Consider the following 19833-nt stretch of genomic DNA (forward strand, 5'->3'; position numbering starts at 1 on the left):
GCTGAATGGTTTTTTTACCCTGAACTGTATCTTCAATTCATGCTGCCTCCCTCTCGATAATGGCCCAATGATAGTTTGTGCAAGGAACGTGGGATGAGCATGGCTATGCCTGATATAGAGCAGCATGTGACAGCGACAGGCCATCGCAGGGGTGGTTTCTTCTCGATGGCTTGGCGACAGTGAAGGGTTACGTCATTACTTTCATTTTGTTGTAAGAAATTTCTTCTAGGTAAGTTCGGTGCATGTTCACGTTCAAATGTTGGATACCGCATGCGCTGGCTGCATGAAGTTGATGAGGTGATTGCGTGACTGCTATTCACGACCAGGCGATGCATTATATCTACCAGCAAGTACTCGAGCGCTTGTTGAACCACATGTCCCAGGCCCAGCGCGCTTCCTTGCAGTTGCTGATACAACGCCTGTTGGTCGCTGCAGGCGGGCCGGAGTACATCGGTACTTTCAGCTTGCAGGTATTGCAAGGGAGCGACCGCCATAGCAGCCGGCTGCTGGCCATGTTGCGTGCCGCGCAACTGAGCATTGCCCTGCGTTCGCCGGTAACCTTCCAGCTGCGGGTATTGGTGGTCAGCCTGCCGGTTGCCGATAGCGCCACGCTGGAAGCTCACGAGCGCAGTTTTAGCGCGTTGTTCATGCAGGATGACCCGCGGGTGCAATTGCAGATGATCGAGGGGCGCGCAGTGGTGCCGTTCAGTCGTCGGCTCTCGGTAATGCCTGAGCGCTGGCTGCTGGCGAGGGACGCGATGTTGATGTTCGGCCACATGATCGATGCCAGGCCTGAAGCCCTGCTGGGCTGCCGCCTGCACCTGGAGCTGGCCGGGGCCGTGGGTCAGGCGCTGCAGGCAGCGGTGCCTCCCGATGCGTTGGTCACCGCCATGCCCGGGCTGCAGCGGCGCCGATACCTGGCGTGGGCCCGGCGTAGCCTGCGCCTGGCCGGCGTGCGTGGCTCGCATGCAGTGCACCAGTGCCTGGCGGCGCTGGCCCAAGGGCTGAGCCGATTGCACGGTGCTGTTGGGGGCGCACCGGGTGGTCAGCACGAGCCGGTTCCAGGCGCCGTACCGGAGCGCGCGCCGGTGCGGCTGATTGCTATTGATGACCTGTTGCCGCACTTGCTTGAAGAGCCGCAGCTTGACGCGATGCTGGGTTGTCACTTCGAGACGGCTGCGGATGCTTTGCCGCTGTCCGAATTCGTTGACTCGCTAGCCACGGCCCAGCTGCATGAACTGCGCGCCCGCAGTCTGGAGCCGCTGGCCGGGCGCCCAGCGCTGAGGCTGGCAGGGCAGGCGGGCGGCAGCAAGCAGCGTGACGCCGCGTCGTTGCTATTGGGCAAAGCCTACGGCATCAATCAGGCCCAACTGGTGTGCCTGCTGTTCAGCCCGTTTGCCAGGCAGGGGAAAAACCTCGAGCGGTTCTTGCAGTGTCGGCACGCCGACATGGTGGTGGCGTTGCCGTACCTGCACAGGGCCTTGCAAGGCAAACCCTGCCCCGATGCAGTCAAAGCCTGGCTGGTGAATACCAGTGGCTTGCCGTTGGGGCAACTGCGGCAAATTTATGATGGGCAGTTGCCGCTGGCGGGATGGCGCCTGCTTAACAACCTGGCCCGCCGCGATGTACACCTGAGGCTGCTGCCGCAGCTGGCGTTGGGGCGGCGGCGTGGTGTTGCGGGGCTGCCTTGATGGGGCGAGCGGCCCCAGGCGAGTTCGCGTATCGCAAGGTGTATCGCTACCTGGAAGCGTTGATCGAACAAGCTGCAGGCGTTGGCACATGCCGGTTGCCGTCATTGCGTGAGCTGTCCCGGCGGCTGCGGGTGTCGTTGGCCACGGTACAAAGTGCCTACAGCCTGCTGGAAGAGGAGGGCCGTGTACACTGCCTGCCGAGGTCGGGCTATTACGTACAGAGCGGTGGCAAAGATCAGGCCGTGGCCGTGGCCCGGCAGCCTCCCTTGCCGACGCAGCCACTGTTGGAGCGCATGCTGCTTGGTCACGAACGGCGTTTAGCCCGTCAGCGTGATCGCAGCGTTGCGTCCTGGGAAGCGCTGGGTAGCGCCCGTTTGCGCAATGCTGTGGCTGAGCGATACACCCGCTGCTCCAACCAGTACTGGCATGCCGATGATGTCCAGCTAGCTCCCGATGTGCTGGCGGTGCTGGAGACGCTGCTTGCGGCGCTGGCCCTGCAAGGTGGTACCGCATTGGTGCATTCGCCTTGTTGCTGGCAAGTGTTGCGCGCCCTGGCGCGTGCCGGCATGCGCGTGCTGGAAACACCACTGGATGCCCGTGGCAACCCCGAGCTGCACGCGTTGGCCAAGCTGCTGGGTAGCGAGCCGGTAAGGCTGCTGGTCATGCCGTCTTGCCTGGGCATGCCACAAGGTCGGCTGGTTTCACCGTATTACCAGCAGCAGCTTGGTCTTTTGCTTGGCCAGCACCCTGTATGGCTGCTGGAAAACGACCTGGAAAGCGAGCTCTGTTACGACGGGCCGCCGAGCACACGCCTGCGTGACTGGATCGACCCGCGCTGGCTTCTGGTGATGGGCACGTTCGAGGCCGCAGTGGGGGCAGAGGCGCCGTATGCCTATTTACTGAGCCGTGACACCGTGTTGGCCAAGGCATTCGCTGAACGGGCGTTTCGGCTTGCGCCGCTACGTTTGCAGGCGCTTGCTCACATGCTCGGCAAGGGGGAAATCGAAACGCAGCTGGTACAGCAACGCACAGACTTGCAAAGGCGTACGCAATACCTGGCGCATGTACTGCAGTCGCAATTCGGCCAACGGGTGGTCTTCGACATGCCGCAAGGTGGGCAAATGCTGTGGGTGAGCTTTTGCCAGCCGCTGGCGTGGGACGGTATTGCCGCAGCGTTGGCAGGCTCTGCATTGCACGCACTGCCGGGCGAGCAGTTCGGCCTGCCGGGGCATTACCCTCAACACCTTGCGCTGATCTGGCTGGGGGGGCGCCCGGATGAACTGCAACTGGCGGTAAGGCGACTGGCGCAGGCGCTTGAGGTGCGCTGCGGGCGAAACACCCGCTTCTCAAGTTGAAATCAAGACGCTTGCAGGCGCCGCCAAGTGCTGCGAGAGGGCCGACAAGTGAAATGACGGCCTGAAGATCTCAAGGCTCACTCGCAGCACAAAGAGCCACCTGCAGGGGGTGTAAATTGAGTACGCCTCAGGGTTGCTCTTGCCCTTGACGCAAACGGGTACTGACCAGCGCCGCACATACCAGCAACGCTGCAATGATCCACAACCCGTTGCGGGTGCTGCCGGTGGTCTGCTCGATCAGGCCCATCACCGACGGCCCGACGAAGCCGCCAAACAGACCGCAAGTGGTGACGAAGGCCAGGCCCGCCGCCAACGCGCTGCCGCTCAGTCGGCTGGAGGGGAAGACGAAGATGATCGACTGCACCACGAACAGCATCAGCGCGGTCAGGGAAAACCCGATCAGGCCGATGAACGAGTTGGCCAGCGATGCCAGCAGCAATCCGGCCGCCATGGTGAGCAGGCCAAAGAACAGCAGGGTGCGGCAGCGGCGCGGCGAGGTGGCCAGGCGTGGGAAGGTCGCTGCACCCATGGCTGCTGCAATCCACGGCACTGCTGTCAACAGGCCGACCTGGAAGGGCGAAAGCGCAGCGTAGGTGCCGATAATGCCCGGCAGGAAGAAAATCACTGTGTAGATGGTGATCTGGTGCACGAAGTAGACCACGATCGCCAGCCAGATCTGCCGGTCGCGGAACATCTGCCCCAGCTTGCTCTGCTGCGGTGCGGCCGCCTGCTCTGCCGCCAGGCGGCGCTCGATGTCCTGGGCGTCGGCAGCCGTCAGCCAAGGCGCCGAGGCCGGACCGTCCGGCAGCTTCTTCCACACCACATAGGCCAGGGCTACGGCGGGCAGGCCTTCGAGCACGAACAGCCATTGCCAGCCATGCCAGCCCAGTACACCGTCCAGCTCCAGCAGGGCACCGCCCAGCGGGCCGCTAAGGATGTTGGCCAGGCACACACCCAGCAGGAAGTACCCCGTGGCACGGGCGCGTTGTTCGCGGTCGAACCAGTAGGTCAGGTACAGCATTACCCCGGGGAACAGGCCAGCTTCGGCTACCCCCAGCAGCAGGCGCATGATGTAGAACGAGGTTTCACCCTGAACGAAGGCCATGCCTGCCGAGAGCAAACCCCAGGTAATCATGATACGGGTGATCCAGAAGCGCGCGCCCACCCGGTGCATGATCAGGTTGCTGGGCACTTCGGCCAAGGCATAGGTAAGGAAGAACAAGCCCGCGCCCAGGCCATAGGCGGCTGCCGAAAGGCCCAGGTCGATGCCCATGCTGGCTTTCGCCAGGGCGATGTTGGTGCGGTCAAGAAAGCTCATCACGTAGACGACGATGAGCAGTGGCATCAATTTGCGTAGCAGCAGGCCGTTCAAGCGCTGCTCATGGGTGGTGGCAGGGGCGCAAGCCGCTGCGCGGGTGAGGGTTGTCATTGTTTTTTTCCCCGTGAAAAGTGCTGGTGGTGTGCCGCGCAGCAGCGGCACACTCAGGTCTGTGGGTCAGGAACGGTTGATGTCGAGCCACACTGCGCCGTTGGGGTACTGATAACGTTCCAGGGTCTCAGCGTGCATCTCGATGCTGTAGCCAGGGCGTTGTGGCGGCATGTAGCGCCCGCGATGGATCACCACCGGGTCGATGAAGTGCTCGTGCAGGTGGTCGACATACTCCAGCACCCGGTTGTGCAGCGAGGCAGACACCGCGATGTAGTCGAAAAGCGCGATGTTCTGCACATACTCGCACAGCCCGACGCCACCGCCGTGCGGGCAGACCGGCACGTCGTACTTGGCGGCCATCAGCAGCACGATCAGGACCTCGTTAAGGCCGCCCAGGCGGGCTGCGTCCAGCTGGCAGAAGTCCAGTGCACCGGCCTGGAACATCTGCTTGAACATCACCCGGTTGTGGCAGTGCTCACCGGTGGCGACACCGATTGGCGCAATGCGCTGGCGAATGGTGGCGTGGCCGAGAATGTCATCGGGGCTGGTCGGTTCTTCGATCCAAAGCGGTTCGAAGGCGGCCAGGCGGCGCATGTTGGCCACCGACTCTTCGACGCCCCACACTTGGTTGGCATCCATCATCAGGGTGCGTTCCCAGCCGATTTCGTCGCGCAGGATGCTGGCGCGGCGGATGTCTTCTTCCAGGTCGGCCCCGATCTTCTGTTTGATGTGGGTCCAGCCGTCTGCCACGGCCTCGCGGGCCAGTTTGCGCATTTTCTCTTCGCTGTAGCCCAGCCAGCCCGGGGCAGTGGTGTACCCGGGGTAGCCTTCACGCAGCATGTGTGCCTCGCGCTGGGCTTTGCCCGGCGCCTGGCGGCGCAGCAGGGCGATGGCCTCTTCGGGGGTGAGCACGTCGGTGACGTAGCTGAAGTCCAGGCAGCGCACCAGCTGCTCTGGCGTCATGTCGGCCAGCAGTTTCCACACGGGCTTGCCCTCGTGCTTGGCCCACAGGTCCCACACCGCGTTGATGATGGCGGCGGTGGCCAGGTGGATCACGCCCTTTTCCGGGCCCAGCCAGCGCAACTGGCTGTCGCTGACGGTAAAGCGATGCCAGAAAGCGCCCATGTCGGCGCTGATTTCTTCGAGCGTAAGGCCGACGATCAAGGGGGCCAGCGACTGCACCGCTGCCGCGCATATCTCGTTGCCACGGCCAATGGTGAAGGTCAGGCCGTGGCCTTCGAGGGCTGCAGCGTCGGTGTGCAGCACCACGTAGGCCGCCGAATAGTCGGGGGCACTGTTCATGGCGTCGGAGCCATCCAGCGACAGCGAAGTGGGGAAACGGATATCGCGAACGCTCAGGTGGGTAATGCGTATGCTCATGGTCGACTCTTGTTCTGTTCAGGCACAGGGAGAGCTGACTGTAGGTTGTCGAGCGATACAGGCATAATCGCCAAATCTTAATCAGTGATACCGGATTCGATATGTCTCGCTTGCCACCTGACAAGGCCCAGGCGCCTGCCGGCCTCGGTGCCTTGAAGATTTCCAGCCGTCAGATCACGTTGCTCAATGCCCTGGGCGAATTCGGCAACCTGCGCCGCGCCGCCGCCGCGATGCACACCACGCAACCGGCCGCCAGCCTGTTGCTACAGCAGCTTGAGGAGCGCCTGGGGGTACGTTTGTTCGAGCGCCTGCCCCGGGGGATGCAAGCGACGCTGTATGGCGAGGTGATGATTCGCTATGCGCAAAACGCATTGCATGAGTTCGATCATGCCCAGGCGCAAATCGCCGAACTGGCGCGCGGGGCGTTGGGCCTGGTGCGGGTGGGCAGCGTCATGGGCCCGGTACCGGGCGTGCTGACCAAGGCGGTGCTGGCCTACAAGCGCGACCAGCCCAAGGTGCGTATCTCGCTGGAAGTGGGCACCAGCGACACCTTGCTGCCGGCCTTGCTACGCGGTGATTTCGATATGGTAGTGGGGCGCCTGCCGGATCAGAGCGACAGCCAGGAACTGAATATCGAGCTGTTCGACGGCGGTGAGCAGATGCGCGTAATTGCTCGCGCAGGTCATCCCTTGGCGACAGCCACAGGGCTGCAGCTGGCCGACCTGGTGAGCTTGACGTGGATCTTGCACCCCATCGGCAGCCCGATGCGCCGTCGCGTCGAAAGCGCATTGCAGGCCGGCGGCATGGTGCAGTCGCTGGATATCGTCGAAACCGCTTCGATCCTGGCGACCACTGCCATGCTCGAAGCGTCCGAAATGATTGCGGTGGTGCCCAATGACGTGGCCCAGCATTATGCCCGCTATGGCATGGTCGCCATCCTGCCGGTGGAGTTGCCACTGGCGATGGCCAACCTCGGCGTGCTGACCCTGCGCTCGCGGCCCAACTCGGTTGCCCTTGATACCTTGCTGCGCTACCTGCGGGCACAATAACTTTCACCTGCATGAGGCCCTGCGTCTATGCCGCCGGACATGACCCATTCCAGCTTTTGCAACTGGATCCGCTACAAGCACCTGGTGTTGATCGACACGCTGGCGCGCACGCGCAATATGCACGCCACCGCCACGCGCATGAACCTCAGCCAGCCGGCGCTCAGCAAAATGCTGCGTGACCTTGAGGAGCAGTTCGGCTTTGCCCTGTTCGAGCGCCTGCCTCGCAGCATGCCACCCACCGAGTTGGGTGAATACGTGGTGCGGTACGCCCAGTGTGCCCTGGCCGAGTCGCAACAGTTCGTCGACCAGGTCAACCGCCTGCGCAACGGCGGGCACGGTTTCATCCGGGTTGGCGGGATCTTTGCCGCGACCGCATTGGTATTGCCGCAGGCCATCGCCGCCATCAAGGCGCGAAGCCCGTTACTGTCGATTGAAGTGGTGGAGCATTCCAGCGATCACCTGCTGACCATGCTCGAGCAGAACAAGCTGGACATCATGATTGGCCGCTTCACCGAGGAACGCTTCGGTCAGCTGTTCGACTTCCAGCCGCTGGAGCCTGAACCCTTCAGCCTGGTGGTGAACAGCGAGCACCCGCTCAACCGGCTCGACAACACACCGCTTGAGGCGCTAGGCGATTGGCCGTGGGTGCTGTACCCGGTGGGTACGCCGATCCGCAACCGCCTGGAGCAGGCGTTCCGAGTGGCCGGAATCGCCACGCCTGCCGACTGCGTGGAGACCATCTCCATGCCCATGTTCCTGCAGTTGCTGCAATCGGCACCGATGATTGCCATGCTGCCGCGCTCGATGGTGGCCGCGCAGTTGGCCAGCGGGCAGTTCAAGGAGCTGCGCAGCCCTTTGCAGGTGCCCGCGCTGGAGTATGGTGTGGTCACCCGCAAGGATGAACCGCTGAGCGCCTCCGCCAGGGCGTTTGTCGAGATTCTGCTGGAGGGCGCGCAGCGACGGCGGCAATCTCCGGCAGATGCTGCGTTCCACCCCTAGCCGATTGAAGATCACGCACCCAAATACCCTTGCGATAACTCCAGGTTATCGCTCGATCGGATCATCTCATTGGGAATGCGGCACCAGGCTTCTTACAGTGGCGACAGCCATAACAAGAAGTCAGCCGCTCCGCCCTGAGAGGTCCCATGCAACTGATTGCCAAATCCGGTGACCCCGCCGTCATCCGCCTCAACCCTTTGGACAACGTCGTCATCGCCCGCCAGGCCCTGGCGCCAGGCGTGCGCCTGGATGCCGAGGCGATTACCGTGCGCCAGCCTATCCCTTCAGGCCACAAGCTCGCCACCGAGCCTGTGGCGCAAGGCCAGCCGTTGCGCCGTTACGGGCAGATCATCGGGTTTGCGTCCCAGGCGATCGACGCTGGCGACCATGTGCACGTGCACAACGTGCAGATGGGCGATTTTGCCCGCGACTACGCGTTTGGTGTCGATACCCGCAGCCTGCCAGGCAGCGCCGCGCAGTTCCAGGGCATCGTGCGCGCCGATGGTCGTGTCGCTACCCGCAACTACATCGGCATTCTCACCTCGGTGAACTGTTCGGCAACTGTGGCCCGGGCCGTGGCCGACCATTTCCGCCGTGACATTCACCCCGAGGTGCTGGCCGACTACCCGAATGTCGACGGAGTGGTCGCCCTGACCCACGGTGCCGGCTGCGCAGTGGACCCGAGCGGTGAAGCCCTGGGCCTGCTGCGCCGCACCCTGGCCGGTTACGCCGTCCACCCCAACTTCGCTGCCGTGCTGATCATCGGCCTGGGCTGCGAAACCAACCAGATCGAAACCCTGCTGGAAACCCAGGGCCTGCAGGCGAGTGCGCAACTGCGCGCCTTTACCATCCAAGGGATCGGGGGCACCTCGAAAACCATCGCTGCCGGTATCGCCCAGGTCAAGGCGCTGTTGGCCGAGGCCAATCAGGTACGGCGCCAGCCGGTCAGTGCCCGCCACCTGGTGGTCGGCCTGCAGTGCGGCGGCTCAGATGGCTATTCGGGGATCACCGCCAACCCGGCACTGGGCAATGCCGTTGACCGCCTGGTGGCCGCCGGTGGTACCGCCATTCTCTCCGAAACCCCGGAAATCTATGGTGCCGAGCACTTGCTCACGCGCCGCGCGGTAAGCCGTGAGGTGGGGGAGAAGCTGGTGGCGCGCATTCGCTGGTGGGAAGACTACTGCCAGCGTATGAACGCCGAATTGAACAACAACCCCTCGGCCGGCAACAAGGCAGGGGGGCTGACCACTATCCTCGAGAAATCCCTGGGCGCAGTGGCCAAGGCAGGTTCCAGCAACCTGGTCGATGTGTATCAGTACGCGCAAGCCGTGCGTGCCCAGGGCCTGGTGTTCATGGACACCCCCGGCTACGACCCGGTCTCGGCCACCGGTCAGGTGGCCGGCGGGGCCAACCTGATCGCCTTCACCACCGGCCGCGGCTCGGCCTACGGCTGTGCCCCGGCGCCATCGATCAAGCTGGCAACCAACAACCGGGTGTTCGAGCACCAGCAAGAGGACATGGACGTCAATTGTGGCGGCATCGCCGATGGCTCCACCAGCATCGAAGAGCGCGGCGCATTCATCTTCGAGCAGATGCTGCGCATTGCCTCCGGGGAACGCAGCAAGAGCGAACAGCACGGCTACGGGCAAAACGAGTTCGTCCCGTGGCAGATCGGCGCCGTGACCTGATTGACCGCTCCCGTCCCATTTGCGAGGCAACTGCAATGATTCAAACCACACGGTACAACGTGCAAACGCTTACCACGTTTGTCGAGCAACTGTTCATGAAAGCCGGAGCCGACGTGGAGGTCGCCCAGGTGGTGACCCGGGTGCTGCTCGAAGGCGAACTGCTCGGCCACCGTACCCATGGCCTCAACCTGGTCAGCCGCTACATCGACGGCGTGCTCAGCGGGCAGGTCAAGGCCCGCGCGCAGGCACTGGAGCAGGTCGCCGACAGTGGTGTTTCCAGCCTGTTCGACGGCCACTACGTGTTGGGGCCCTATTGCGTCAGCCGGGCACTGGATTGCGCGGCCGCGGGCGCGACCAAGCAGGGCATCGGTATTGCGGTAGTACGCCGCGCTGCCCATATCGGCTGCCTGGCCGCCTACCTCAAGCCATACACCGACCAAGGGTTGCTGGCCATCGTCTACTCGTCGGATCCGTCGGTGGGGTTGGTCTGTGCTCATGGTGGCATCGACCCGGTGTACACCCCCAACCCGATTGCTGCCGGTATCCCGACCCAGGGTGAGCCGATCCTGCTGGACGTCAGCATGTCCACCGTCACCCTCGGCCTGGTCGGCCAATGCCGCGATGCCGGCCGACGTCTGCCGCACCCGGTGCTGGTGAGCAATGAGGGGCAGCTCAGCGATGACCCGGGCGATTTCTTTACCCGCCCGCAAGGCAGCATCCTGCCGCTCGGCGGCCAGGCCTTTGGCCATAAAGGGTTTGCCCTTGCGCTGCTGGTCGAAGCCCTCACCTCGGGGCTGGCCGGCCATGGGCGCAAGGATGCACCGGACCAGTGGGGTGCCTCGGCGACTGCGCTGGTGATTGACCCGCGCATGTTCGGCGGCCTGGAGGCGTTCCTCGACGAAACCAGCTTCCTGGGGGGATTGGTTCTGGCAAGCCGCCCGCTCGACCCCGAACGCCCGGTACGTCTGCCCGGGCAAGCAGGCCTTGCCCTGCGTCGCCAGGCCGTGGAGCAGGGCGTGAGCCTTTCGCCGCAGTTGATAGCCGACCTTGAGCGTGTGGCTGGGCAGTTGCAGCTGCCGGGACTTTTCCAATGATGCACAGCAAGGGAACACAGATGACTGATCGAACGAACGCCAATCAACCGCTGCCACTGAACCATGATGCCAGCGTTTTCGACAGCGGCAGCTGGGTAGGGCGCGCCTGGTTGCCGGAGCAGGGGCCGGCGGTGGTGCTGGTGAAAGCCGGCGCTGTCTACGACATCAGCACCCACGTGGCGACCGTCTCGGCGCTGCTGGAAGTGGACGATCCGGTGGCCTACCTGCGTGCCTTGCCGCTGGCCGAACCCTTGATTGCGCTGCCGGCATTGCTGGGCAACAGCGATCCCGCACGGCGCACCCCGCACCAGCCGTGGCTGCTGGCGCCGATCGACCTGCAAGCGGTGAAGGCCGCTGGTGTGACCTTCGCCACCAGCCTGCTGGAGCGTGTGGTAGAAGAACAAGCCAAGGGCGACCCGGCCAAGGCCGACGCCATCCGTGACACCCTGGCCAGCCGCATCGGCGCCGACCTGTCGCAGATCGTGCCCGGCTCGGCTCAGGCCGAAGCGCTGCGCAAGGTGCTGGTAGAGCAGGGCCTGTGGTCGCAGTACCTGGAGGTGGGTATAGGCCCGGATGCCGAAGTGTTCACCAAGGCCCAACCGCTGTCCGCGGTTGGCCACGGCGCCGACATCGGCATCCACCCCAAGTCCAGCTGGAACAACCCAGAACCGGAAGTGGTGCTGGCCGTGTCGAGCAATGGCAGCATCAAGGGCGCCATGCTCGGCAACGACGTCAACCTGCGTGACTTCGAAGGGCGTAGCGCGTTGCTGCTGTCCAAGGCCAAGGACAACAACGCCTCCACTGCACTGGGCCCGCTGCTGCGGTTGTTTGACGAGAGCTTCGGCCTGGACGATGTGCGTGCTGCCGAGGTGGACCTGCGGGTGGAAGGCGAGGACGGCTTTATCCTCTCCGGGCGCAGTTCCATGCGCCAGATCAGCCGTGACCCGCAAGACCTGGTGCAGCAAACCCTCAACGAAAACCACCAGTATCCTGACGGCCTGGTGCTGTTCCTCGGTACCCTGTTCGCCCCCAAGCAGGACCGCGATCAGCCGGGTAACGGCTTTACCCACAAACCGGGTGACGTGGTGAGCATCAGCAACCCGCAACTGGGTACCCTGTGCAACCGCGTGACCACCAGCGATCTGGCACCGCAGTGGGACTTCGGCCTGCGCGCGTTGATCGACAACCTCGGCCGGCGTGGCCTGCTGGAGGTTGCGGCCACCGCCCGCCCGCTTTGAACGGCTCGCTGCGTCAGGGAGGGGCGCAGCATCATCGAGGGATCGTCAAGGCGCTGACAGCGCGGCAACAATAATAATAAAGGTCATCACATGAACCCAATGAAGAAGTACCAGCGCATTACCGTCGTGTTCCTGCTGCTGATCGGCATCGTCAACTACCTGGACCGTAGTGCGCTGTCGATCGCCAACACCTCCATCCAGAAAGACATGATGATCAGCCCGTCGCAGATGGGCATCCTGTTGTCGGCGTTTTCCATTGCCTATGCCTTTGCCCAGTTGCCAATGGGCATGATCATCGACCGCCTGGGCAGCAAGATCGCCCTCGGCGCCTCGTTGCTGGGCTGGTCGGTTGCCCAGGCGGCGTTTGGCATGGTCAACAGTTTTGCCGGTTTCATGGGCCTGCGGGTGTTGCTGGGGATTGGCGAGGCGCCGATGTTCCCATCGGCGGCCAAAGCATTGTCGGAGTGGTTCGACGCCAACGAGCGCGGCACCCCGACCGGTGTGGTCTGGTCGTCGACCTGTCTTGGCCCCTGCCTGGCGCCGCCGTTGCTGACGCTGTTCATGGTCAACTTTGGCTGGCGCGGCATGTTCATCATCACCGGCGTGATCGGCGTGGTGCTGGCGCTGTGCTGGCTGACCTTCTACAAGAGCAAGGCCCGTTTTCTGGCAGAGCTTGCCGCCGAGGGCAAACCGCTGCCGAGTGAGCGCCAGGCTGCGGCCGCCACGGCAACCGCGCCGAAGGCTTCGTACTTTGCCGGCTGGCTTGATCTGTTCAAGCACCGCAGTACCTGGGGCGCGGTGTTGGGTTTCATGGGGGTGATCTACATGCTCTGGCTGCACTTGACCTGGCTGCCGGGCTACTTCGAGCGCGAGCATGGCCTGGACCTGTACAAGACCGCCTGGGTGGTGTCGCTGGCGTATGGCTTCGGTGCGGCGGGTACCATCGTTGCCGGGCGCTTCTGTGACTGGCTGGTAAGGCGTGGCATGAGCGTGCTGGGCAGCCGCAAGTTCAGTGTCATCACTGGCCTGGTGCTGGCAGCGCTGTTCACCTTGCCACTGTCGTTCGTCACCGGCCTGACGGGGTGCATCATGCTGCTTTGCCTGGCGCTGTTCAGCATCAATATGGCCAGTGCCACCGCCTGGATGATCGTCAACACCATTGTCGACAGCCAGCGCGTGGCCTCGTTCGGCTCGATCCAGAACTTCGGCGGTTACATCGCAGGCTCGGTGGCACCGATCGCGACGGGCTTCAGCATCCAGTACTCGGGCTCGTTCACCACAGCGTTCATGATCAGCGCGGTGGTGGCGCTGTGCTCGGCGGTGGCGTACTTCCTGCTGCTTCAGGCGCCCATTGGCAGTGCCAGGGTCGAGGCGGGCGGGATGGCTGGCGCAACTGAACAGGCGTGAACGCTACGGGGGCTGCAGTGCAGCCCCTGAACCCTTGGTTGATTGTGACGCGACCCGCGGCGCTTGTCATGGAGGGGTATCTGTATGTATAAACAGTGCCTGTTGCCGCCATCTGACTTCCGCCCGTGATCGCCCATTCCGTCGACGACCCGTTCTACTACCTGCATAACTTCCGCCAGGTCGTGCTGTGGGTCGAACAGCGCTACCAGGACCTGCTCGATGACCAGGAACTGGCCTTCATCCGTGCCTTCAGTCAACTGCAAGCGCCAGCCCAGGCCTTGATGGTGCGCATGGTGATGCGCAAAGGCGAGTTGTTTCGCAGCGATCGGCTCGACTACGCCGAAATCGGCGATACTGCGCTGGCGCTGCAGCCGTTGCTGGCCCTCGGCTGGGTACGGGAGCCCGAGCAACTGGACCTTGAACAGCTGTTCGCGTTGCTGCGCAAGGAAGAACTGGCCCGCTGCTTCGCCCGGCAACTGAACCGCCCGCGCGCGGCCAAGCATGAGTTGTTGGCACAGCTGCAACCCCTGGCGCTGGCAGCCCGGTCACTGGTCGAGTGGTTTCCTGACAGCGAGGTGCGCATCCTCCAGTGGTGCCTGCAACCTCTGTGCGACCGCATGCGCCTGCTGTTCTTCGGCAACCTGTACCAGGACTGGTCAGACTTCGTCCTTGCCGACCTGGGCTTGCTGCGTTACGAGCAGGTGCCGTTCAGCTCCGATTCGCGTGCCTTGCAGCAACGTGACGATGTCGACCTGGCCATGGCGCTGCACCAGTGCGCCGAGCGCCTGGAGCAGGGCGGCGACCCCCTGCCGATCCTTGCCACCCTGCAGGGCCTGCACAGCAGCAACCCCTGGCTGGCCCGGCGCCATGCGCGGCTGCAATTCGCCGTGGGCCAACAATGCGAACGCCTGGGTGAATGGGACTTGGCCACGACGGTGTATGCGCAATGCAACCATCCCCAGGCGCGCATTCGCCAGGTGAGGGTGCTGGAGCGCACCGAACAGTGGCACCAGGCCCATGCACTGGCGGTGCAACTGGCTGCGGCACCTGCCAACGCGCTGGAGGTGCAGGCGCTGCAGCGCATGCTGCCACGCCTGGCGCGCAAACTCGGCGGCCCGCCACAGCGGCGCCAGCGCACCACGCCGCTGGAACTGATCGAGCTCGAACTGCCCCGCGGGGACGCTGCACTGGGCGTTGAAGAAGCCGTGCGTCAGCACCTGATGCAAGAGGGGGGGCAGGCGCATTACGTGGAAAACACGCTGTTCAACAGCCTGTTTGGCCTGTTGTGCTGGGAGGCCATCTTCGCCCCGGTGCCCGGCGCATTCTTCAACCCGTTCCAGGCCGCGCCACAGGACCTGCACGACAGCGACTTCCAGCAACGGCGCAGTGCACTGTTCGAACGCTGCCTCGGGAGGCTCGACGAGGGTAGCCATCGCCAGGCGATTCTCGACTGCTACGTGGCCAAACAGGGGCTGCAGTCGCCGTTCGTGTTCTGGTCCATGCTCAGCGAGGAACTGCTGGAGCAGGCCTTGGCTTGCCTGCCGGCCGCGGCGCTCAAGCAATGTTTCCTGCGCCTGTTGCAGGACATTCGCAACAACCGTACCGGCATGCCCGACCTGATTCAGTTCTGGCCCGAGCAGGGCCGTTATCGCATGGTCGAGGTCAAGGGGCCCGGTGACCGCCTGCAGGACAATCAGCTGCGCTGGCTGGAGTTCTGCAGGCAGCACGGCCTGCCGGTCGCGGTGTGCCACGTGCGCTGGAGCGAAACGCCTTGAGCTACAGCGTAGCGGTGCGCGCCTTGTGTGAGTTCAGCGCCAAGGTCGGCGACCTGGACCTGCGCTTCACGCCATCGCCCACCGCCCAGGAGGGTATCGAAGGGCATCAGCGGGTGGTGGCACGGCGGGCTGCTGGCTACGAGTCGGAAATCGCCCTTGAAGGCCAGTTCGAAACCCTCAGGGTGCGGGGCCGCGCCGATGGCTATGACCCTGGCAGCAATCGCCTGGAAGAGATCAAGACGCACCGTGGCGATCTGGCGCGTCAACCGGCCAATCACCGTCAGTTGCACTGGGCGCAGGCCAAGGTCTATGGCTGGTTGATGTGCCAGGCACGACAACTGCCCGCCATCGAGGTGGCGCTGGTGTACCTCGACGTGGACAGCGACAGCCAGACGCTGTTCACGGAGCACTGTTCGGCTGCCGAGCTGCAGGCCTTCTTCGAAACCCAGTGCCAGCGCTTTCTGGGCTGGGCCCGATCGCAGCAACGACGCCTGGCCGACCGTGACCAAGGCCTGCTGGCGCTGAGTTTCCCCTACCCACAGTTCCGAAAGGGCCAGCGGCAGTTGGCTGAAACCTTGTACAAGGCGGTGAGCACCGGCCGTTGCCTGATGGCCCAGGCCAGCACCGGCATTGGCAAAACCCTTGGTACCTTGTTCCCGCTGCTGAAGGCCATGGTGCCGCAGCAGCTGGACAAGCTGTTTTTTCTCACCGCCAAGACACCAGGCCGGGCACTCGCCCTGGATGCCCTGCGCCAGATCACCGATGCCACGGCGCAACCTGCCCTGCGCACATTGGAGTTGATCGCCCGCGACAAAGCCTGTGAGTACCCGGACAAGGCCTGTCATGGTGAGTCCTGCCCATTGGCCGCAGGTTTCTACGACCGTTTGCCGGCTGCGCGCGAGGCTGCAGCAGCACTGCCGTTGCTCGACCGCGCCAACCTGCGTGAAGTGGCTTTGGCGCACCAGGTGTGCCCGTACTACCTGGGCCAGGAGATGGCGCGTTGGGCCGACGTGCTGGTCGCCGACTACAACTACTACTTCGATGCGCATGCTTTGCTGTTCGGCCTGACCCAGCTCAACCAGTGGCGAGTGGCAGTACTGGTGGACGAAGCGCATAACCTGGTCGAGCGGGGGCGCGGCATGTATAGCGCCAGCCTTGACCAGGGCCAGCTGCTGGCGTTGCGCCAGAGCAAACCGCCTGGGCTGGTCAGTGCGCTGGACCGCCTGAACAGGCAGTGGAACGCGCTGTATAAAGAGCAGCGTGCGCCGTACCAGGCCAGTGAGTCGCTGCCTGAAGGCCTGCTGCGCGCCCTGCAGCAGTGCGTCGGGGTGATTCAGGAGCAGATGAACCAGGCCCCCACGCACATCGACCCCCAGGTGTTGCAGTTCTACTATCAGGCCTTGCAGTTCTGCCGGGTTGCCGAGCTGTTCGACGAGCACTTTCTGTTCGACATCAGCCAACGCCAGGGCCCGCGCAAGCGGCGGCTGGCCACGCTGTGCCTGCGCAATGTCACCCCGGCGCGGCTGCTGGCACCGCGCATGCAGGCGGCGCGCAGTGTGACGCTGTTTTCCGCCACGTTGAGCCCACGGCACTTCTACAGCGACCTGCTGGGCATGCCAGCCGATACCGCCTGGCTGGACGTGGCCGCGCCGTTCCGTGCCGAACAGCTGGAGGTGCGCATTGCCAGCCAGGTGTCCACCCGTTACCAGCAGCGCCAAGCCTCCCTGGCGCCGATCGTTGACCTGATTGCCCGGCAGTATGAGCGCATGCCGGGTAACTACCTGGCGTTCTTCAGCAGCTTCGAATACCTGCAACAGGTGGCAGGGCTGTTGGCCGAGCAGCATGGGCAGATTCCGCTGTGGTCACAGGAGCCGGGCATGGACGAGGCAGCTCGCCAGGCATTTCTCGATCGCTTTGTCGCCGATGGCCGAGGTGTGGGCTTTGCCGTATTGGGCGGCGCTTTCGGCGAAGGGGTGGATTTGCCCGGCACGCGGCTGATTGGTGCGTTTATCGCTACCCTGGGGCTGCCTCAGGTCAACCCGGTCAACGAGCAGTTCAAACAGCGCCTGGGGCGGCAATTTGGCGCGGGTTTCGATTACGCGTACCTCTACCCGGGCGTGCGCAAGGTGATCCAGGCGGCGGGCCGGGTTATTCGGGGTGATCAGGACCGTGGCGTACTGGTGCTGATTGACGAACGCTTCGCCGAGCCCCGGGTGCAGCAGATGTTTCCAGGGTGGTGGGCGGCGGCTATTGTCTAGCGGTCTTTCGCCTTGGGCGATCAGACGCAATCAGGAGGGTGAGCAAACCACCCACCAAGTTCCCCTCATGGCACACCGCCGCACGGCGGCCCAAGCACGTCAACCGGGCATTCCGTCTGCCCGGGGCCGCAGCAGGATGGGCAGGTAATGGCGCAGGAACAGCAACAGCGCCAGGCTCCAGCACAGTGCCGAAACGCTTACCCCCAGCGATGTGAACAGCGGCAGAATCACCCGGGCCAAGGTCGCCAGTTGCATCAGGGCAAAGGCCCAGGCAATGCTGGTCGGCACCTGCAATCGCCTGCCGGTGTGGCCCAGGCTGACCCGCGCCATCATGGCCAGGATCAGCCCGGTCATGGCGCCAACGGTCAGCGCGTGGGTCACCAGGCTCGGGCTCAGGGCCACCCCGCTATGCCACAACGCCATGCCCAGGCAGGCCAGGGCGAGCCAGGCGTAGGCCAGGTGTAGCGACCACAGCAACGGTACGCGCCACAGGCCACGGTCGTGCCACAGCACCAGTCGGGTCGCATGCAGCGCGAACAAGGCAAAAAACACCACCGCCAGGCTTGCTTGCGGCGTATCGGCCAGGCCGGTGGCAAACGCCAGCGGTACTGCGACGCCGAGCAACAGGCAGGCTCGGTCCAGCCATGGGCGGGCAGGGGCCGCGTCAAGGTAACCCAGGCCACGGCGGGTAAAGAATGGTATGACCCGGCCGCCGAGTACGGTCATCATCGCCGTCACCAGCCACAGCCCGGCAAATATTCCACGACGCTGCCACAGTTCGTCCTGGTGCAACCAGCCGGCCAAGGTCAGCCACTGGCAGGCGGCAATCAACAGCACCAGTACGACGATCGGGTAGTTGTTGCGCAGGCGCCGTTGCAGGACCGGTCGTGCCAGGCTCAATGCCACCAATGGCAGGAAGCTGCCCTCGACCAGTACCAGCAAGCTACCCGGTAGTGGCATAAACCAGCTTACCCGCCCCAGCAGCCAAAGCAGGAACACACCCTGCAGCGCCCGCCCGCTCAAGCCTGGGATGCCGCTCCAGTTCTGCACGGCGGTCAGCAGAAAACCCGCGATAATGGCGGCGGCGAAGCCGTAAAGCATCTCGTGGCGGTGCCAGGCGAGCATACCCCCGGGCGGTGCAGGGGCCAGTGCCCCAGCCAGTACGCCGGCCCACAACAGCAGGGCGATCAGCGCAAACAAACTGCCACCCAGGAAGAACGGGCGAAAACCCAGGCTCCAGACGGCTTGGCGTGGGCGTGAAGCAGTGGGTTGCAAGAGCATGGGCAGTCCTTGGTTCGTTCAGTAGGCTTCAATTGGGGTAAGATCACGATCCGTGCCAGTTGCAAAGCCCTTGAATATCAAGGTGATGGCACTTCTCAGGGTCCGAATGACACGCGCGTGTTGCGGTCATTCAGACTGGCTTGTATGTCGTTTTGACTTGCTTCAGGGTTTGCCTGGTTCAGTGCCGGCTGACGCTTCGCTACAGGATTCACGTTTTGTCCGACCTCTCGAAAAATCCGCTGCTGCAGTACATGGCCCGTCTGGCCCCATCCAGCCAGCAAACCATGCGCTACATTCTTCAGGACGCCGCCGACCGGCTAGGTTTTGTCGACTGCAACATTGTCGATGTGCCTTGGCATCGGCTCGAGCCGGGCCATGTGATTGCACTGGTGGCTGCCCTGCGTGCCGATGGCTACGCGCCCAACAGCTCGTCGCTGTACGTCAACGCGATTCGCGGGGTGATGAACGAGGCCTGGCGTCAGGGCCTGATCGACCACGAGCAGCTGTTGCGTATTCGCGAGGTCAAGCCCGCCACGGGCAGCCGCCTGCCGCCAGGGCGCAACTTGCGCCGCAGCCTGATCCGCGAGCTGATGGATGTGTGCGCCGCCGACCCGCGGCCACAGGGGGTACGTGATGCGGCGATCATTGCCTTGCTGTACGGCACCGGCATGCGCAAGTCGGAGTCGGTCGACATCGACCTCGACCAGGTCGACTTCGAGGCGCGCAGCCTGCAGGTAGTGGGCAAGGGCAACCACCAGCTGGTCAAGTACGCACCGCCGTGGGCGTTCGAGAAGCTGCAGGCCTGGCTTGAACTGCGCCGCCAGGACCTGCCTGCCGGGGCGGAAGATGACCCGTTCCTGTTCAACCGCATCCGTCGCGGCAACCACATTACCCGGGCGCGCATTACCAAGCATGCGATCTACTACATTGCCCGCCAGCGCGGCGCGCAGGTGGGGGTGAAGATCATGCCGCACGATTTTCGCCGGGCATTCATTACCCGGGTGATCGAAGAGCACGACCTGTCGATTGCGCAGAAGCTGGCGCACCATGCCAATATCCAGACTACGGCCATCTATGACCGGCGTGATGACAACGAGCGTCGGCGTGCCGTGGACCGCTTCGATTACTGAGGCTTGATATTGTGGGGCTCAAAGCAGCCCCCTTTTCACGTATGCCGGCACCGAAACAG

General features: G+C 63.8%; 14 protein-coding genes. 11 read left to right on the forward strand and 3 right to left on the reverse strand.

Annotated features, from left to right (window positions below; all coding sequences use genetic code 11):
- The first annotated feature begins 305 nt into the window (after nt 1-305).
- Both LMH93_RS12370 and LMH93_RS12375 read left to right on the forward strand, forming a co-directional pair.
- Nucleotides 306-1691, forward strand: coding sequence for a hypothetical protein (locus LMH93_RS12370; protein ID WP_047605146.1), 1386 nt, complete (start codon nt 306-308; stop codon nt 1689-1691).
- Nucleotides 1691-3046 (forward strand): GntR family transcriptional regulator, encoded by a 1356-nt coding sequence (locus tag LMH93_RS12375; protein ID WP_230065263.1) that lies wholly within the window; start codon nt 1691-1693, stop codon nt 3044-3046. The genes LMH93_RS12370 and LMH93_RS12375 overlap by 1 nt, the downstream gene beginning before the upstream one ends.
- Before the next feature lie 127 nt (nt 3047-3173).
- Here LMH93_RS12375 and LMH93_RS12380 read toward each other — a convergent pair whose 3' ends face one another.
- Nucleotides 3174-4475, reverse strand: coding sequence for an MFS transporter (locus tag LMH93_RS12380; protein ID WP_003253942.1), 1302 nt, complete (start codon nt 4473-4475; stop codon nt 3174-3176).
- Between the two features lie 66 nt (nt 4476-4541).
- Nucleotides 4542-5855 (reverse strand): L-fuconate dehydratase, encoded by a 1314-nt coding sequence (locus tag LMH93_RS12385; protein WP_003253941.1) that lies wholly within the window; start codon nt 5853-5855, stop codon nt 4542-4544.
- A gap of 101 nt (nt 5856-5956) precedes the next feature.
- On the opposite strand from LMH93_RS12385, the gene LMH93_RS12390 reads away from it, so the two are divergent.
- The 8 genes from LMH93_RS12390 to LMH93_RS12425 all read left to right on the forward strand — a co-directional run bounded on the left by LMH93_RS12390 (nt 5957) and on the right by LMH93_RS12425 (nt 17363).
- Nucleotides 5957-6904: a LysR family transcriptional regulator gene (locus LMH93_RS12390; RefSeq protein WP_003253940.1), complete on the forward strand. Its 948-nt coding sequence runs from the start codon at nt 5957-5959 to the stop codon at nt 6902-6904.
- 27 nt (nt 6905-6931) lie between these two features.
- On the forward strand, nt 6932-7903 hold the full coding sequence (locus LMH93_RS12395) for a LysR family transcriptional regulator (RefSeq protein ID WP_230065264.1): 972 nt from the start codon (nt 6932-6934) through the stop codon (nt 7901-7903).
- Between the two features lie 146 nt (nt 7904-8049).
- Nucleotides 8050-9591 (forward strand): UxaA family hydrolase, encoded by a 1542-nt coding sequence (locus LMH93_RS12400; protein WP_003253938.1) that lies wholly within the window; start codon nt 8050-8052, stop codon nt 9589-9591.
- 35 nt (nt 9592-9626) lie between these two features.
- Nucleotides 9627-10685: an Ldh family oxidoreductase gene (locus LMH93_RS12405; RefSeq protein WP_003253937.1), complete on the forward strand. Its 1059-nt coding sequence runs from the start codon at nt 9627-9629 to the stop codon at nt 10683-10685.
- Between the two features lie 20 nt (nt 10686-10705).
- Nucleotides 10706-11923, forward strand: coding sequence for a fumarylacetoacetate hydrolase family protein (locus LMH93_RS12410; protein ID WP_185279352.1), 1218 nt, complete (start codon nt 10706-10708; stop codon nt 11921-11923).
- A 99-nt stretch (nt 11924-12022) separates the two neighbouring features.
- Nucleotides 12023-13330 carry an MFS transporter gene (locus LMH93_RS12415; protein ID WP_060538483.1) on the forward strand — a complete coding sequence of 436 codons (1308 nt, stop codon included), beginning with the start codon at nt 12023-12025 and terminating at the stop codon, nt 13328-13330.
- Between the two features lie 125 nt (nt 13331-13455).
- Nucleotides 13456-15105, forward strand: a complete 1650-nt coding sequence (locus tag LMH93_RS12420; protein WP_012052578.1) for a VRR-NUC domain-containing protein — start codon at nt 13456-13458, stop codon at nt 15103-15105.
- On the forward strand, nt 15102-17363 hold the full coding sequence (locus LMH93_RS12425) for an ATP-dependent DNA helicase (protein WP_185279351.1): 2262 nt from the start codon (nt 15102-15104) through the stop codon (nt 17361-17363). Before LMH93_RS12420 ends, LMH93_RS12425 begins: the two co-directional genes overlap by 4 nt.
- A gap of 99 nt (nt 17364-17462) precedes the next feature.
- Here LMH93_RS12425 and LMH93_RS12430 read toward each other — a convergent pair whose 3' ends face one another.
- Nucleotides 17463-18644, reverse strand: a complete 1182-nt coding sequence (locus LMH93_RS12430; RefSeq protein ID WP_185279350.1) for an NnrS family protein — start codon at nt 18642-18644, stop codon at nt 17463-17465.
- Between the two features lie 215 nt (nt 18645-18859).
- Between LMH93_RS12430 and LMH93_RS12435 the strand changes: the two genes are divergently transcribed.
- Nucleotides 18860-19774 (forward strand): site-specific integrase, encoded by a 915-nt coding sequence (locus LMH93_RS12435; protein WP_004576552.1) that lies wholly within the window; start codon nt 18860-18862, stop codon nt 19772-19774.
- Nucleotides 19775-19833: the final 59 nt, after the last annotated feature.

Source organism: Pseudomonas sp. CIP-10, from assembly GCF_020911845.1.
Taxonomy (GTDB): Bacteria; Pseudomonadota; Gammaproteobacteria; order Pseudomonadales; family Pseudomonadaceae; genus Aquipseudomonas; species Aquipseudomonas alloputida.

Coding starts and splice junctions, on each gene's coding strand:
- LMH93_RS12415 (WP_060538483.1), top strand. CDS start 12,023: ATGAAGAAGTACCAGCGCATTACCGTCGTGTTCCTGCTGCTGATCGGC.
- LMH93_RS12385 (WP_003253941.1), bottom strand. CDS start 5,855: ATGAGCATACGCATTACCCACCTGAGCGTTCGCGATATCCGTTTCCCC.
- LMH93_RS12400 (WP_003253938.1), top strand. CDS start 8,050: ATGCAACTGATTGCCAAATCCGGTGACCCCGCCGTCATCCGCCTCAAC.
- LMH93_RS12375 (WP_230065263.1), top strand. CDS start 1,691: ATGGGGCGAGCGGCCCCAGGCGAGTTCGCGTATCGCAAGGTGTATCGC.
- LMH93_RS12430 (WP_185279350.1), bottom strand. CDS start 18,644: ATGCTCTTGCAACCCACTGCTTCACGCCCACGCCAAGCCGTCTGGAGC.
- LMH93_RS12395 (WP_230065264.1), top strand. CDS start 6,932: ATGCCGCCGGACATGACCCATTCCAGCTTTTGCAACTGGATCCGCTAC.
- LMH93_RS12380 (WP_003253942.1), bottom strand. CDS start 4,475: ATGACAACCCTCACCCGCGCAGCGGCTTGCGCCCCTGCCACCACCCAT.
- LMH93_RS12390 (WP_003253940.1), top strand. CDS start 5,957: ATGTCTCGCTTGCCACCTGACAAGGCCCAGGCGCCTGCCGGCCTCGGT.
- LMH93_RS12410 (WP_185279352.1), top strand. CDS start 10,706: ATGACTGATCGAACGAACGCCAATCAACCGCTGCCACTGAACCATGAT.
- LMH93_RS12405 (WP_003253937.1), top strand. CDS start 9,627: ATGATTCAAACCACACGGTACAACGTGCAAACGCTTACCACGTTTGTC.